Genomic DNA, 15,194 nt, shown 5'->3' on the forward strand with positions numbered 1-15,194 from the left:
CATGAAAAAAATAATACTTACAATATTCAGTCTTTCGGTGCTGTATTCCTGTTCGTCGGATCTTTTGAATGTAAATCCTGAAGCACAGAAAGTTTCCTCACAATTCTATACCAATTCCTCTGAAATAGAGCAGGGAATCATTTCAGTCTACGGAGCACTTCAGTACACAGGGCAATATCAGCTGGCTATGCCTGCTTTGGGAGAGCTTCCTTCAGATAATACCTATGATGAGGTTCCTGCCAATGATGCATTTACCTATGGTGAGCTGGATTTTTTCACTATTCAGCCCAATAACAGCCTTATTGCAAGTGCCTGGAAAGATAACTATGTAGGAATTCAGCAGGCCAATATTATTCTGACAAGGATTGGGAAAATTCCTGATATGACGGATGCACTGAAAAATACAAGGACTGGGGAAATGAAGTTTCTGAGAGCCTTAATGTATTTTAACCTGGTGAGAATTTTTGGAGATGTTCCTTTGGTTTTAAAAGAAACAACGAATGTCAATGATTATTTCGGCCAGCCAAGAACTCCTGTTGCTGAAGTGTATACAGCGATAGAAAAGGATCTGAAAGAAGCCATTGATCTTTTACCCACAACAGCAACGCAAAAGGGTAGAGTAACCAAAGGAGCAGCTTTGGGAATCTTAGGTAAGGTCCTTTTGACACAGAACAAATTTGCAGAATCGCTGACGTATTTAAATCAGGTTGAATCTTTAGGCTACCAGCTTTTAACGGATGTCAATAAAATTTTTGATGTCACTAATAAAAATAATGCTGAAATCATCTTTGATGTACAGTTTACCTCAGGCTTGAACGGAAATTCGGAAGGAAGTTCAGCCTTTCAGATGTTCAGTCCTTCCGGATCGGTTTCAGGAGCGAAAGGCCATAACCTGCCAACCAAAGAAGTTTACAATTCTTATTCAGCTGGGGATACAAGGCGTTCTGCTTATATAGGACTTACTTCCAACGGAATTCCTTTCAGTAAAAAACTGGTAAAAACATCCAATACCATTGCCGATGGAGGAAGCAATTTTGTGGTGCTGAGATTAGCAGATGTTTTCCTAATGATGGCGGAATGTTTTACTCAACAGAATGACTTTACTAATGCCAATTTATATCTGAATAAAATTAAAACCAGAGCCGGAATTGCTCCTGTGAATGTATCAACCAAAGATGCTTTGCTTAATGAAATTGACCGCGAGAGAAGACTTGAATTCGTAGGAGAGGGGCATCGCTGGTTTGACCTTCTGAGAACCGGAAAGGCTATTTCGGTGATGACTGCTCACTTTAATAACAATCCGGGATACAGTACCGCTCAGATCAAACCCTATCATCTTCTGATGCCGGTTCCGCAAGGTCAGATCAATACAGACCCGGCTATCAAACAAAATCCAGGATATTAACTTAAAATTTAAAATTATGCTCAACAATAAATTACTACCACTTTTTCTTCTTATTTTTTCTTCTCTGTTCACTGCTCAGCAGAAGAAAATTTCACTTTCTGCTTTTCCTGATAACAAAGTAATGGTGGTTGCTCACCGCGGCGATTGGAGGGAAGCTCCGGAAAACTCGGTGTGGGCCGTAAAAAAGGCCATTGAAAAAGGAGTCGATATGGCTGAAATAGATCTTGCCATGACCAAAGACAGTGTTTTGATTCTTATGCATGACAATACCATCGACAGAACGACAACAGGGAAGGGGAAACCCTCTGATTTTACATTAGCTGAAATCAAGAAACTTCATCTGAGAGACGGACTGGGAGTGGAAACCCAAATGAGTGTGCCTACTTTACAGGAAATTTTAGAGATTTCTGATGGAAAAATTCTTCTGAATCTCGATAAAGGTTTTGATTATATAAAGCAGGTCTATCCTTTGGTGAAAAAGCGAAATATGTTGGATCAGATTTTGTTTAAAGGTCATGAATCTTATACGGAGTTCAACCAAAAATATGGTGATATAAAAAATGAGATTCACTATATGCCGATTATCCAGCTGGGTAAAGAGGAAGACTTGAAAAAGATCTCAGAATATATTAAAAACTATAAAATCTACGGCTTTGAATTTACGGTAGGAATAACAGAAAAAAATCTGATTGATTTTAAAAAGCTTAAAGAAAACAAGGTTAAAATCTGGGTAAACTCATTATGGCCGCATCATAATGCCGGAAATAATGACGATCTGATTCTGGATCATCCTAATCTATACGATTGGTATATTGATAAAGGAGTCAATATTATTCAGACTGACCGCCCGAAAGAGCTGATCCATTATTTGAAGGATAAAAAGCTTTATTATTAAGCAAAACCATTATTGCCCATAAAAAGGAAAAATGATGAAATAATTCATTCTTTGAACAATAAAAACCGCCAAAATTTTGGCGGTTTTGTCTTTTGTTTTTTATTTTGTTGAGAATATCTATTTTTTTTGCCACTCTTCTCTGAGAACAGCAAAAATAACATCATCAACCCATTTGTTTTTCCAGAACAGACTTTTTACAAAGTGTCCTTCTTTTCTTAAACCGATTCTTTCCATCAGTTGAATAGAAGCTGTGTTATCGGGATCTACGGAAGCTGTAATTCTATGTTTATGTAAATCATTAAAAAGGTAATCAATAACACCTTTTAAAGCTTCAGAAGCATAGCCTTTACCCTGAAAAGAGGTATTCAATGTAATCCCTAACTCTGCCTGTACATTTTCGTCACCTAAAAAATGAACTCCGATATCTCCAATGACTGCTTTTGTTTCTTTATCGGTAATCAATAGCTGGTACCAGCTTTCAGGTTGATTAAATTCTGTAGTGTTTCTTTGAATAAAATGTTCCACATCTTCCAGCGTCTCAGGAATCCAGCCTTGAAATTTATTGGCTTCCGCATCTGAACGGTAATTGAAAATATCTTGCTTGTCATCCATTGTAATATCGCGTAGAAGTAGTCTTTCTGTATAGAGTTGCATGATTGTGTTATTATTTCAGGCAAAAATAGGATTAATTGGGAAGTTATTCAATGGAGAATTATGGATTTTATGTTCGCAGAGCCTGTTTTCCTTAATTTTAATTTAATAAAATTTATAAAATAGTTGCAAATATCAATTAAATACTTACTTTTGTACCGCTTTAAAAAACAAAGTACGGGGGATTGGCGCAGTTGGCTAGCGCGTTTGACTGGCAGTCAAAAGGTCACGGGTTCGAATCCCGTATTCTCCACTTTTCAAACTAAAGGGAATTTGTAAATTATTGAAAAATAAATAATTACATTTTCTCTTTTTTGTTTTTATACCCAAAATCGTACCCAAACTTTTGAAAAATGCTTTTTTGAATCTGTTTGAATCTAATTAAACCTATTTGAACTTTAAGAGTTACAACCGAGATTATTTTAAAACAAATATACTACGATTTAAAATAATGTCCGCTACTCTCAAAATAGTCAAGCATTATACTCCTTGCCATAGCTTCCCAATCAATTACAACCCAATGAGGAATATTAAAAGTATCATCTTCATACAGCCATTGCACAAAATCTTCATCGGTGTCGTATTCGATGTAGTAAAGATGTATAAATATACAACAAAAAGCCCATAAATACAAGTTTTTCCGGCTGTTTTTAACCAAAGTATCAACGGTTGTTAAAAACTTTTTAACCACTCGGAGCGCAGGAGGAACAAAAACAGTTGCCAAAAAAAGAAACTTTGAAAGGGGCGGGTTGGAAAAAAAACTCTAAAATTAATCCAGAAACACTTGACTACATAATATTTGCCCACAATTTTGGTGATGTCCCTTATGGGAAAAATCAATCTGATGCCGTTCCCAGTTTGGCTTCAAGAGTTAAACATCAACTTAAAATCACTGTGTAGCTTACGATGTATTGTTTGGTTGTCCAGGATGGATTGAGGGAGTAATACAAGGTAATGCATTTATCAAAGGTGGTATTGCAAAAACCTGCCTAATAATTGGAGCGGAAACATTATCACGGGTAGTTGACATTCATGACAGAGATAGCATGATTTATGCAGACGGTGCAGGAGCAGTGGTCATCCAAGCAACTCATGATGATAGTGGAATAAAATCACATCTTTCAGCTTCTCATACCCTGAACGAAAAAAACTATCTTTATTTTGGAAAGTCATATAATACCGAGGATTTCTCAGATACAAAATTCATTAAGACGATATCCAGTGCCTAAAGATATTATGCCAATGATAATTAGCAAACTAGGAAACAGTAGTGTAACAACCATACCTACTTTACTCACTATGATATTAAATAATGAACTTCCACAACACAATATCAAAGAAAATGATATAGTTTTATTTGCATCAGTTGGGGCAGGTATTAATATTAATGCTTTAGTATATAAATTTTAGCAGATGTCAATAATGAGAACACACAATTACAGTGAGAAAGGTAATTATTCAAAAAAAAGCAGATAAACTAAATTATCTGCTAATATCTTTGTTTGAAGATTTTTAATCTTTAAAAACTAAGCAATCTTTACGTTAACCGCGTTAACGCCTTTTGCTCCGTTTTGTAAATCGAATGTTACGACATCATTTTCACGAATATTGTCTACTAAACCTGAAGTATGTACGAAAACATCTTGTCCACCTGTTGATGGTGTAATAAAACCAAATCCTTTGGCATCGTTAAAGAATTTTACTGTTCCTTGTTGCATTGTAATGTATTAAAAAAATTATTGTATTAAAATTTGGCTCTCACCATTACTGTAATGACTTCAAAACAGTAATAAATCGATTTGCTAACAAAAATGATGGGTCTTTTTAGAATCTTGAAATATTCAAGTTGGAAAAATACTGTACCTTATTGAGGACAAAAATTAGCGGCTGAAAAAGCGAAGACTGATAGAAGAGTAAACTCAAAGTTTCAGAAGAAGCATCGGCAGTTGCCTGATTATTCTACAAATGTACACATAATTTATTGAAAACAAGTACTTTTTGTTTTTTTTTATTTATCCCCCATACAATTAACAGAAATTAACATATAGTTTAATGATTTTAATTGGTGTAAATAGTAACCCAAGTATTCTCCACAACGACAAAGCCCTTTTTCATAAGGGCTTTTTTCATATTCAAAATTTCGGATCTTTTCATTTTTTCCTGAAAGAAAATTATATGAATGTCCCAAAATTAATTGTAATTTTTTACAGTCTGGATTTGTAGATTTGAAAAAAAATAAAACATGGAATTTTCTCCTTTTAATCCTGTGATCAAATTTTGCCTGCAAGGGATGAGTTTTGAAGAGAAAGGAATGCCTGAAGAAGCGGCTCAACTGTTTTTACAAGCCTGGGAAGAAGCTTCGGATAATCATGAAAAGTTTCTGGCGGCTCATTATGTATCACGTCATCAGAAAACCACTGCTGATCAGTTAAAATGGCTTGAAACTTCTTTAGAATTTGCCCTGAAAATCAATGATGACACCGTTAAAAGTGCTTTGCCTTCTCTTTATCTGAATATTTCCAAATGCTATGAGGATTTAAGAGATAGGGAAAAATCAAAAAAGAATGCTGAGTTATCATTGTTACTTAAAAATCATCCGTCTGATAAAGGACCCTTTTACCACGGTACAAAAGCTGATTTACAGATTGGAGACCTGTTGACAGCAGGCGGAAATTCTAATTATAAATCGGAATTAAAAATGAATCACATTTACTTCACTGCTTTAACTCATGGAGCCGGGCTGGCTGCAGCATTGGCAAAAGGTGATGGAGCAGAGCGTGTATATATTGTGGAACCAACAGGGAATTTTGAAAATGATCCCAATGTCACAGATAAGAAGTTTCCCGGAAATCCCACCCGTTCTTACCGTTCCGAAATGCCTCTTAAAATTATTGGAGAGATTACAGAATGGACTAAGCCAGTTTCTGAAGATCTTCAGAAATTTCGTAAAAAATTAGATAATAGCAAAGGAGAAATCATTAATTAGTATTTACATGACAATGAAAATATCTGATTATGATTATACTCATAAAGTACCGGATAAATCTTTTCATAGATTTGAAACAAGTTTTTCATTTATCCAATAGTTGGGGTCTCTCGGTCAGAGATTTTTCTATTGGATAATTTTTTTATAAAGTAATTTTCCCTTTTCTGAATTTGAAAAGCCTGATTTGATTCCAGATAAAATGCAGGCAGAGCCATTATTAAGCCTGAAATTTATAAATAATAACAATTATCAGATTTTGCTGAGCGATCGGGAGTTGCTTTTTTGATGGTTTCCATCAACTTTTTTGCAGCAAATGTTCCCATTTCGTATCCATCATTGATTTGATATTCATACGTTTCATCCAGATATTTCGGAAGAGTTCCCTCACTTATAGCAACCACCTTTTTATTCGTATTATTAAGGTTCCTTTTGATCAGTGAGCTGTGAAGACCCATTAATGTTTCGTCGCTCATTGCAAAAAAACCATCAAATGAAGGATCATCCAACAAAATATCCAGTTTCTGTTTTACAATATCAGCAGATTTACAGAATATGATTTCCAATCGGATGTCAGAAGATTGGCTGATTTTGTTTTCAAAGGATCTGAGCCTGCTTTGAGTAATTTCAAGATTTTCATCACCAAAAATAGCCAGTATATTTTTGCATCCCTGATTAATTAACTTTTCGGCACACAGTTCGGCTGTTTTTATATTATCAAAAATTACAGATTCGAAACTCTGCTGAGGAACAGTTTTGTCAAAAATAATAACCGGAATTTCCATTTCCTTCAATTTTTTCAAATGCTCACCATCTTTTGTCTCCTTTGTTAATGAAATCAGAATGCCATCCACCCTGGAATTGATGCAGGTTTCTATATGTTCTTTTTCTGTCTCATAAGAATCATCGGATGATAATATGAAAAAGCGATATCCTTCTTTATTAAGAACTGATGAAATACCATTAATGATCGATGGTAAAAAGAATATGGAAATTTCGGGAACAATAAGACCAATCACCTTAGAAGAATTTTTTCTGAAACTGATGGCAAAATCATTCGGAACGTAATTAAACGCTTCGGCAGCTTCCTTCACTTTGAGCTTAACAGAACTGCTTATATCAGGATGATCCTTTAATGCTCTGGAAACTGTGGAAGTACTAATGTTGAGCATCTTCGCAAGATCTTTTATGGTAGTTCTTTTCATTTTAAGAAGTTCGTGTCAATTATTGGGAGAAATTAAGAATAATTGTACTAAAACATTTTGTTAATATTTGTTAAATAAATAACGATTATTTGTTAATTAAAAGTTAATTCATAAAAAACTTATCAACCGCAACCGTTTGCGCAACCGTTTGAAATTAACACTGCGTTCATACCCTGTTCAAAATCCCTTTTCGAAACACTAAAAAAAATACTTTTGAGACATAACAAAAAAATTAGAAAATACTATGGAAGCACAAGTGATAAAGAAATTACTGATCTTAGGAACCATTAATACAGCTGCTTTTATGTTCTCTCAGGATACCGTTCATGATACGATATCAGCCAGAAATAAGATCATAGATGAAGTTGTTATTACAGGTAATTCCAATCCTAAATCTTCCATTAAGACAAGTACTTCAATTTCAACGTTAAAACAAGCTGATATTATCAATTCAGCACCAAGAACTACAGCTGAAATTTTTAGAACGATCCCGGGAATCCGCAGTGAATCTTCAGGAGGTGAAGGAAACTCGAATATTACGGTAAGAGGAGTTCCTGTATCTGCAGGAGGATCAAGATATCTTCTGATTCAGGAGGATGGTCTTCCGGTAATGCAGTTTGGAGATATTGCTTTTGGAACGCAGGACCAGTTTACAAGATTTGATTCTTTTGTATCCAGGGTTGAAGCATTGAGAGGAGGTTCTGCATCAGTTTTTGCATCAAATTCACCGGCAGGGATTATCAATTTTATTACCAAAACGGGAGAAAAGAAGGGAGGAAGCATCACCCAGCAGGTAGGTTTGAATTATAACAACTTCAGAACAGATATAGACTACGGGACTCCTCTGGGAAAAGACTTTTATATCGGAGTAGGCGGATTTTACAGAGGTGGAGACGGTCCCAGAAAAACAGGATATACTTCTAATAACGGAGGACAGTTTCGTTTGTCTTTACTAAAGAAATTTGAAAAAGGGAGTATCCGAGTTTATGGTAAATATCTTGATGACAGAACTGCAGCCTATATGCCAATGCCGATTGTGGTTTCAGGTTCAGATTCTAATCCTGATTACAGCTCTCTGAGCAATTATAATATATTAACAGGGGCTCTTCAGTCTTCTCATTTTAAAAATGATCTTACTTTTGGAGGGAATGGGCAGATTCTTAAAAGTGATATCCGTGATGGAATGCACTCCGTATCCAAGACAGTAGGTTTGGAATTTAATTATGATCTGGGTGCCGGATGGAAATTAGATGCTAAGGCAAGATATGCAGCAAATGACGGACAGTTTTTAGCACCTTTCCCGGCTGCAGTTGGAAGCAAATCCGAAATTCTGGAATCTGTTGCCGGATATGGAAGTGCAGTCTATGCAGGAACCAGCACCGCCGTAGATAACGATAGAAAATATATGAAAACAGTTTTATTCAATACCAAACTGAATAATCTGAATAACTTTTTCAGCGATTTGAACATCAGTAAGAAATGGAATAAGGTAAAACTCAATGCCGGAGTGTATAACAGCAGACAAAACATCAATCTGTCCTGGAACTGGAATACCTATCTGATGGAAGTTTCCGATAATAATGCAAGATTAGTAGATATTATCAGCAATACAGGAACGAAAATTACAGATAACGGCCTGCTTCACTATGGAGTTCCGGATTGGGGAGGAGTGAATAGAAATTACGACACAAAGTATTCTGTGATTGCCCCTCATGCTCAAGTGGAAATTAATCCCATCGCGAACTTGACCTTTGATCTTGGAGTACGATACGATTTTGGAAATGTATCAGGAAGTTTTTCCGGAACAAAAAATACAACACGTATCATTGATGTGAATCAAAACGGAATTATTGAAACTCCTGAACTTTCAGTGGCTGTGGTAGACGGAACGGTTCCTGTTGATTATAAATATACTATTTTCGGATATTCATTTGGAGCCAATTATGCCCTAAATTCTCATCATGCAGTTTTTGCCAGAGTAAGTCAGGGAGGAAGTGCTTCTGCCGACAGAATTCTTTTTGCAGGATACAATTATACTAATAATGATGATCCTGCTTTAGATGCTGTAAAAGTGAATAAACTCAATCAGATTGAAGCCGGTTATAAATTAAGAGGAGCTAATTATTTTCTGAATACTACTTTCTTTTATGCAAAAACGATTGAGGCTAATTATGAAGCAACCACACAGCTGAGAACAGAAAACAAATACCAGTCCTGGGGAATTGAGTTTGATGGATTTTATAAGATCAATAAATATTTCGATATCAAAGCAGGTCTTACTTATACTCATGCCGAAATTAAAAATGCAATCGATCCGGCAATAATCGGTAATATGCCGAGAAGAACACCCAAGCTGATGTATTCATTTAATCCTAATGTCAATATAGAAAAACTGAGCTTTGGTTTCTTTGCTGTAGGATCTACAAAAGCATTTACTCAGGATAGCAATAAATTGATTATGCCGGGTTATATCATCATAAATCCATACATTTCATACAGATTGTTACATAATCTGACACTGAATCTGAATGCTAATAATGTGTTTAACGCGCTTGCTATTACCGAAGCTGAAGAAGGATCATTACAGGGAACCAACGGAATTGTCAGAGCGAGAACACTGCCGGGAAGAACAATAGGGGCAAGTGTGAAATTTGATTTCTAATTTGATAATCATTACGCTAATTAAAAACAACTTATTCATAATATGTTTACACAAAAAGCTTTACAAGCTATAGAACAGTCCATTTCAGAGGAGGGGATTCTTGCCTCTTGTAAAAGAAAGGATAATTACGCCAGAGTATGGTCCAGAGATTCTATGATGACAGGAATTACCGGGATTTTAATTAAAAACCAGTCAATTATAGATGGTTTGGAGAAATCAATAAAAACACTTGTAAAGCATCAGGCTGAAAATGGACAGATTCCTTCGAATGTTGATGGTGAAAAAGCCAGTTACGGAACACTTGTAGGGCGAACAGATGCGACGGTTTGGTGGATTATCGGAGCCTGTGAATATATCTTGTATACCGAAGATGAAGATTTAAAAAAAGCTTTAAAAGAAAAAATAAATAAAGCATTTTCTTGTTTGAAGACCTGGGAATTCAACCAAAGAGGTTTACTCTACAGCCCGCTGGGAGGAAACTGGGCAGATGAATATGTCACATCAGGTTATGTTTTATATGATAATGTAATCCGCTACTGGGCATTCAAAAGTGCAGCAAAAGTATATGAAGATGCACACCTGCAATCTCTCGCTGAAACAACAAAAGAGCTGATAGAAAACAATTTCAGAAAGAACGGTATTCATGCAGAACGATATCATGAGACGGCTTATCAGAAAGCCAATAAAACACCTTATTTATGGGCGTCCCTGAATGCAAATGGATATGATGAAAGATTCGATCTGGCAGGAAACGCTTTGGCTGTTTTTTTAGGGTTGAACCTAAATTTAGATGCCTTCACTCTTTTTTTGGAAAAATTAAAACTTGAGTTTGGGCATTGGATGCTGCCCGTATTTTATCCTATTATTTTCCCTGAAGATACCGACTGGAATTTATTGGAAAACAATTACAGCTATCAATTTAAAAATCAGCCTTATCATTTTCATAACGGCGGATCATGGCCCATATACCTTGGCTGGCTTTGTCTGGGACTGAAAAAAAGAGGATATGATAAAATACCCTTAGAAATTCTAAACCAATACGAAAAACTCCTCAAAGAGAAAGGGGCAGATTTCAGAGAATACTATTCTACAGACCAGCTACTACCTGCAGGAACTGAATTTCTTTGCTTTTCAGCCTGCGGTTATCTTCTAATGAAGATCTAGTGTAAAGATCAATATCAATACAATTTATATATTTAAAAAACGGATTATAAGATGATTGGAGATGTCATAAATTTGGAGCAAAAGCATTTGGATACGGCTGAAAATATTTATGAAAAAATAAAGAAAACCTTTCAGGTGTCTCAAAAATGGATTGTTGGAATTGGTGGGGAAAGTGGCAGTGGAAAATCAGTCACAGCCTTTGCTTTAAGAAAAATTTTAGAGGAAAAAGGGATAACAGGTCTGGTGATACAAATGGATGATTATTTTAAGCTTCCTCCCAAAAGTAATCATGAGAACAGACAAAAAAGCCTGAATAATGTCGGGTTGCATGAAGTATATCTGGATAAAATTCAGGAAACAATAAAGAATTTTAAAGAAAATGAATCTTTCATTACAAAACCTCTGATTCATTATGCTGAAAATTCTGTTTCAGAGGAAATTCTTAATATAGAAGATATTCAGGTTCTTATTATTGAAGGAACTTACGTGTTGGATATTGATGATTTTGATGTAAGTATTTTTATTGACCGCACTTATAAAGATACTTATGAAAATCGAATGAAAAGAAACCGTGATGAACAAAGTGATTTTGTCGAAAAAGTATTAGAGATTGAACATAAAATTATTCGTCAGTTCAAAGAAAAAGCAGATCTGTTACTGGATAAAGAATATCATATTATAGAGTCTAAGCTATGAATAAGAAAATAATACCAAGACTGAGTTTCTGGCAGATATGGAATATGAATGTGGGGTTTTTCGGCATTCAGTATAGCTTTGGGCTGCAGCAGACTGCTGTGAATCCGTTATATTCTTTTTTAGGAGCGCATGCAGATCAGCTTCCTATTCTTAATCTGGCAGGTCCTGTTACGGGATTGCTTATCCAGCCGCTGATAGGAGCAATAAGTGATAAAACCTGGAGTATAAAATGGGGACGCCGGAAACCTTTTTTTCTGATGGGGGCTGTATTGTGCAGTCTTGCATTATTTATTTTTCCGTTCAGCTCTTCAATCTGGATGGCAGTTGGACTTCTTTGGGTTTTGGATGCTGCCAATAATACAGCTATGGAGCCTTACAGAGCTTTTATCGGGGATAAACTCCCGGAAGAACAGCAGACTTTTGGCTTCCAGATGCAGAGCCTCTTTGTAGGGGGCGGAATTACACTGGCCAACCTTTCTCTTTTTATTTTTCAGAAATATTTTGGAGGAAACACGGAAACAGGGGGGATTCCTGCATGGGTGTATTATTCGTTTTTTTTGGGTTCTTTCTGTTCCATTGTCTCTGTTTTGTGGTCTGTGTACAAAACACCGGAAATTCCTCCTACAGACGAAGAACTTATTCAACTGAAAGCTGAAAAAGAAAATGATACACTTTTTACACCATTTATAGATATTTTTAAAGCTATTGTTAATATGCCAAAAATACTTTTGCAGCTGGCACTGGTTTATTTATTTCAATGGTACGCACTTTTTTGTTACTGGCAATTTGTTACTCCGATGATCAAGCAGACGCTCTATCATGTTTCGGAAACGGATGAAGAAAATGCAAATTTACTGGTTGAGCTTTCAAAAAATGGACTTGCTGTATCTCAGCATGATCTGTTATGGGCAAAAGATGTACTTAATCTGGTTGAAAAAGCAGTTGGACAGACAGGTCTCATGAATGGATTTTATAATTTTATTACATTAATCTCAGCGCTTCTTCTGATACCGTTTGCCCTCAGATATTCTGCTAAAAATGTTTATGCTTTCTGTCTGGTGGGCACAGGAATTTCATTGCTGGTGTTGCCATTCATTACAAATGAATATTTGATATTATTGCCTATGGTTCTCTTTGGTATTGGATGGGCAGCTATGATGGGACTTCCTTATTCTATGGTATCTCCATCAATTCCTGCCAATAAAAGAGGTATTTATATGGGAGTGATTAATATGATGATTGTGATTCCCATGCTGATACAGACCTTAACTTTTGGACCTTTTTACAAATATATTTTAGGCAGTAACCCTTCAGCAGCTATTATGATAGCGGGAGTATTATTTTTGTTGGCCTCTTTTTCAGTATTGATTATGAAAACAAAGAAATCTGCAAGACATTCTTTTTAAAAAATAATAACTGATTTTCCGGACTCTTTATTCATCAAGAGAACTGAATACTAAATGAACATAAAGTATGTTTTCATTACCTTCTCTTGTCCAGGTTCGGCCATTGATTAAACCAAAAGCAAGTTTATTGATAGAATACAAATACTTTTCAATTTCCTGCCATTGTGTTTCATCTACATATGATTCTATATTTACCCAGTCACCAACAATCGGGACGGTTTCAAAATCAACTGCTGGAATGCTAATATCGATTTCCTTTAAATCATCTGACACAAAAACTATTTTCATTTTTAATATTTAAACCAAATATAGCTAAACAGAAAAACATTTTGGATCTATTCCAAAATGTTTTAGTAAAATCTTCCTAAGGATCATTTTACCCTGTTATATGGAGAATATTGTTATATTAACTACGAATTAAACTACTTAAAACCATGAAAAATTTCAAGAAAATTTCAAGACAGCAGCTGAAATCAGTAAAGGGTGGAGCAACTCCAGTTGTTCAATGTAAAATTGGATTTCATGAATGTTCATGTGAATGCGTTGCTAATAAAAAATAAATGAAAAGATCTTTGAAAAAGAGGATTTTATTGAGTAAAAACAAAAACAACCACAATTTATATTGTGGCTGTCTTTTTTGAAATCAAATATCGAGTATTATAAAGATCTGGAGCGCGCAATATTAATAAGGTACACAAGGTGTGCGTACATGCTTCGCTTCACAGACTCTACTTTTATATCTCCGGTGGTCTGGTTAATGGTGGTTACAATATCTGTATTACACTGGCCTGCAAAGTTTCCACTTCCTAAATAGTTAACGGTATTGGCGCTTGGATAAGAAATCCTTGGATAATCAGGAGCTGTTTGATTGGCAACAGGAGCTGTACCGGCAAATCCTTTGTTATCAATATATCGGGCTGTCCAGGTTCCTAAAAACTGTCCGTTACCTGTATTAATTCCTTGTCCTACTACAATTTGAGTATCTACTGGGTTACTGAACCCTGCACAGGAAGTATAGTGATTAATAGAAACGGTACATGAAGAAGCATTATCAATAGGCTGAAAGCATTTTCCTTCATAAATAGTTAGTCTTTGATCAGTAGAAGACATAGAGGTGTTTAATAAAGCTTTGGGAGCAAAAATCTCTTCAGGGGAAATCAGGGTTAAAACTCCGTCTGCATCAGCTGCAACAATTTTTTTTTCAGCATTTGAAAGTCCTCTTACTCTTACCAGCCCATTAACGTCTAAAGTTTGAGTGGGTGTAGCCGTGTTAATCCCAACCTGTGCTGTAATACTTCCACCAATAGCAAGTGCTGCCAAAAAGAATGTTTTTGTTTTCATGTTATTTTTTGAAAAGGTTAAATTTTTCACTAAGGTAAGAAATATCTCCAAAACAGGAAGAAAAAACGCCTAAAATCTAATATAAAGTAATTGTAAACAAATATTGAATATAATAATATCAGTTTTTAAGTTTATTTTTAAAATAACTCAAAATTTAAACACCTTGTATTTGTTTGAAAAATATTTGTATTTTAGCCAAAATATGTTGTTTTTTAATAAACATATTGGGCACTAATTAAAATTCAGATAATTTGAAGAAAAAATTAGTAGATTTGCACGGAACAAAAAAATAATAAATATTAAACACTATTCTCTGTAACGGAACTTTTAAGAGGAACTCTCTAGAGAATAACAGGATTTTAGGTTATAAAACTACTGAAACTATGAAGAAACTTTTTTTACTTTTACTTACGGCATTTTTATTTATCGGCTGCAGCTCTGATGATGATACCATTTATGATTATGTAGGAACATGGTCTGGTTCTTATGAAGGAAATGATAAAGGAGTTTGGAACTTTGTGGTAGATAAAAGTGGTAAAGTGGTAGGAACAATGCATTCCGATGTAAATGATGAAAATTATAATATTTCCGGGAATTTAAGTGAAACAGGAGACCTTACAGCAACGTTAGGACTTCCCTCAAAAGGAGAATTTAAAGGGACATTATCTCCTAAAGATAAAAATGGAAATGGAAATTGGGCAAACTCACTTCCGACTCCTCCCAAATCAGGAACCTGGAAAGGACAAAAGAAATAAAATAGAAAGTCTGCAGAATCTACTGCAGACT

At 35.3% G+C, this 15,194-nt stretch carries 14 protein-coding genes, 1 tRNA gene and 1 pseudogene; 11 read left to right on the top strand and 5 right to left on the bottom strand.

The genetic code is table 11. The features are described from left to right. The first annotated feature begins 1 nt into the window (after position 1). Both LKL37_RS05350 and LKL37_RS05355 read left to right on the top strand, forming a co-directional pair. Positions 2-1,405: a RagB/SusD family nutrient uptake outer membrane protein gene (locus LKL37_RS05350; protein ID WP_431609551.1), complete on the top strand. Its 1,404-nt coding sequence runs from the start codon at positions 2-4 to the stop codon at positions 1,403-1,405. Positions 1,406-1,421: 16 nt separating this feature from the next. Further along, positions 1,422-2,300 (top strand): glycerophosphodiester phosphodiesterase family protein, encoded by an 879-nt coding sequence (locus LKL37_RS05355; RefSeq protein ID WP_431609552.1) that lies wholly within the window; start codon positions 1,422-1,424, stop codon positions 2,298-2,300. 117 nt (positions 2,301-2,417) lie between these two features. On the opposite strand, the gene LKL37_RS05360 is transcribed toward LKL37_RS05355, so the two are convergent. Then, a complete protein-coding gene (locus tag LKL37_RS05360; RefSeq protein WP_431609553.1) occupies positions 2,418-2,954 on the bottom strand; it encodes a GNAT family N-acetyltransferase in 537 nt (178 codons plus the stop codon). 176 nt (positions 2,955-3,130) lie between these two features. Here LKL37_RS05360 and LKL37_RS05365 point away from each other — a divergent pair. Both LKL37_RS05365 and LKL37_RS05370 read left to right on the top strand, forming a co-directional pair. Then, positions 3,131-3,204: transfer RNA gene (locus LKL37_RS05365), tRNA-Ala, on the top strand. A gap of 503 nt (positions 3,205-3,707) precedes the next feature. Then, positions 3,708-4,361: pseudogene (locus LKL37_RS05370) on the top strand (3-oxoacyl-ACP synthase III family protein); the annotation flags it as partial. Between the two features lie 116 nt (positions 4,362-4,477). Here LKL37_RS05370 and LKL37_RS05375 read toward each other — a convergent pair. Continuing rightward, positions 4,478-4,669, bottom strand: coding sequence for a cold-shock protein (locus tag LKL37_RS05375; RefSeq protein WP_072410777.1), 192 nt, complete (start codon positions 4,667-4,669; stop codon positions 4,478-4,480). Positions 4,670-5,529: 860 nt separating this feature from the next. Here LKL37_RS05375 and arr point away from each other — a divergent pair. Continuing rightward, entirely contained in the window at positions 5,530-5,937 is a 408-nt protein-coding gene (arr, locus tag LKL37_RS05380; protein WP_431610439.1) for an NAD(+)--rifampin ADP-ribosyltransferase, read from the top strand. A gap of 230 nt (positions 5,938-6,167) precedes the next feature. Here the strand turns inward: arr and LKL37_RS05385 are convergent, their stop codons facing one another. Then, on the bottom strand, positions 6,168-7,139 hold the full coding sequence (locus LKL37_RS05385) for a LacI family DNA-binding transcriptional regulator (protein WP_431609554.1): 972 nt from the start codon (positions 7,137-7,139) through the stop codon (positions 6,168-6,170). A 244-nt stretch (positions 7,140-7,383) separates the two neighbouring features. Between LKL37_RS05385 and LKL37_RS05390 the strand changes: the two genes are divergently transcribed. The 4 genes from LKL37_RS05390 to LKL37_RS05405 are packed head-to-tail and all read left to right on the top strand — an operon-like array spanning position 7,384 to position 13,067. Further along, positions 7,384-9,801 (top strand): TonB-dependent receptor, encoded by a 2,418-nt coding sequence (locus tag LKL37_RS05390; RefSeq protein WP_431609555.1) that lies wholly within the window; start codon positions 7,384-7,386, stop codon positions 9,799-9,801. 42 nt (positions 9,802-9,843) lie between these two features. Beyond that, positions 9,844-10,965 (top strand): glycoside hydrolase 100 family protein, encoded by a 1,122-nt coding sequence (locus LKL37_RS05395; RefSeq protein ID WP_431609556.1) that lies wholly within the window; start codon positions 9,844-9,846, stop codon positions 10,963-10,965. 51 nt (positions 10,966-11,016) lie between these two features. Beyond that, a complete protein-coding gene (locus tag LKL37_RS05400; RefSeq protein WP_431609557.1) occupies positions 11,017-11,661 on the top strand; it encodes a uridine kinase family protein in 645 nt (214 codons plus the stop codon). Continuing rightward, complete coding sequence (locus tag LKL37_RS05405; RefSeq protein WP_431609558.1) at positions 11,658-13,067, top strand: MFS transporter; 1,410 nt, start codon at positions 11,658-11,660, stop codon at positions 13,065-13,067. The genes LKL37_RS05400 and LKL37_RS05405 overlap by 4 nt, the downstream gene beginning before the upstream one ends. A 27-nt stretch (positions 13,068-13,094) precedes the next feature. Here LKL37_RS05405 and LKL37_RS05410 read toward each other — a convergent pair whose 3' ends face one another. Then, a complete protein-coding gene (locus LKL37_RS05410; protein ID WP_431609559.1) occupies positions 13,095-13,355 on the bottom strand; it encodes a hypothetical protein in 261 nt (86 codons plus the stop codon). A 146-nt stretch (positions 13,356-13,501) separates the two neighbouring features. Here LKL37_RS05410 and LKL37_RS05415 point away from each other — a divergent pair, with 146 nt between their 5' ends. After that, on the top strand, positions 13,502-13,627 hold the full coding sequence (locus LKL37_RS05415) for a bacteriocin-like protein (protein WP_431609560.1): 126 nt from the start codon (positions 13,502-13,504) through the stop codon (positions 13,625-13,627). A gap of 97 nt (positions 13,628-13,724) precedes the next feature. On the opposite strand, the gene LKL37_RS05420 is transcribed toward LKL37_RS05415, so the two are convergent. Continuing rightward, positions 13,725-14,408: a hypothetical protein gene (locus tag LKL37_RS05420; RefSeq protein ID WP_431609561.1), complete on the bottom strand. Its 684-nt coding sequence runs from the start codon at positions 14,406-14,408 to the stop codon at positions 13,725-13,727. Positions 14,409-14,791: 383 nt separating this feature from the next. Between LKL37_RS05420 and LKL37_RS05425 the strand changes: the two genes are divergently transcribed. Further along, positions 14,792-15,163 carry a hypothetical protein gene (locus LKL37_RS05425; protein WP_431609562.1) on the top strand — a complete coding sequence of 124 codons (372 nt, stop codon included), beginning with the start codon at positions 14,792-14,794 and terminating at the stop codon, positions 15,161-15,163. The last annotated feature ends 31 nt before the right edge of the window (positions 15,164-15,194 follow it).

The sequence above is a fragment of the Chryseobacterium sp. 'Rf worker isolate 10' genome, from assembly GCF_050753305.1.
Lineage (GTDB): Bacteria > Bacteroidota > Bacteroidia > Flavobacteriales > Weeksellaceae > Chryseobacterium.

Excerpts from the sequence above, each read along its gene's own strand:
- LKL37_RS05350 (WP_431609551.1), top strand. The coding sequence starts at position 2 with ATGAAAAAAATAATACTTACAATATTCAGTCTTTCGGTGCTGTATTCC.
- LKL37_RS05355 (WP_431609552.1), top strand. The coding sequence starts at position 1,422 with ATGCTCAACAATAAATTACTACCACTTTTTCTTCTTATTTTTTCTTCT.
- LKL37_RS05360 (WP_431609553.1), bottom strand. The coding sequence starts at position 2,954 with ATGCAACTCTATACAGAAAGACTACTTCTACGCGATATTACAATGGAT.
- LKL37_RS05375 (WP_072410777.1), bottom strand. The coding sequence starts at position 4,669 with ATGCAACAAGGAACAGTAAAATTCTTTAACGATGCCAAAGGATTTGGT.
- LKL37_RS05385 (WP_431609554.1), bottom strand. The coding sequence starts at position 7,139 with ATGAAAAGAACTACCATAAAAGATCTTGCGAAGATGCTCAACATTAGT.
- LKL37_RS05390 (WP_431609555.1), top strand. The coding sequence starts at position 7,384 with ATGGAAGCACAAGTGATAAAGAAATTACTGATCTTAGGAACCATTAAT.
- LKL37_RS05395 (WP_431609556.1), top strand. The coding sequence starts at position 9,844 with ATGTTTACACAAAAAGCTTTACAAGCTATAGAACAGTCCATTTCAGAG.
- LKL37_RS05400 (WP_431609557.1), top strand. The coding sequence starts at position 11,017 with ATGATTGGAGATGTCATAAATTTGGAGCAAAAGCATTTGGATACGGCT.
- LKL37_RS05405 (WP_431609558.1), top strand. The coding sequence starts at position 11,658 with ATGAATAAGAAAATAATACCAAGACTGAGTTTCTGGCAGATATGGAAT.
- LKL37_RS05410 (WP_431609559.1), bottom strand. The coding sequence starts at position 13,355 with ATGAAAATAGTTTTTGTGTCAGATGATTTAAAGGAAATCGATATTAGC.
- LKL37_RS05415 (WP_431609560.1), top strand. The coding sequence starts at position 13,502 with ATGAAAAATTTCAAGAAAATTTCAAGACAGCAGCTGAAATCAGTAAAG.
- LKL37_RS05420 (WP_431609561.1), bottom strand. The coding sequence starts at position 14,408 with ATGAAAACAAAAACATTCTTTTTGGCAGCACTTGCTATTGGTGGAAGT.
- LKL37_RS05425 (WP_431609562.1), top strand. The coding sequence starts at position 14,792 with ATGAAGAAACTTTTTTTACTTTTACTTACGGCATTTTTATTTATCGGC.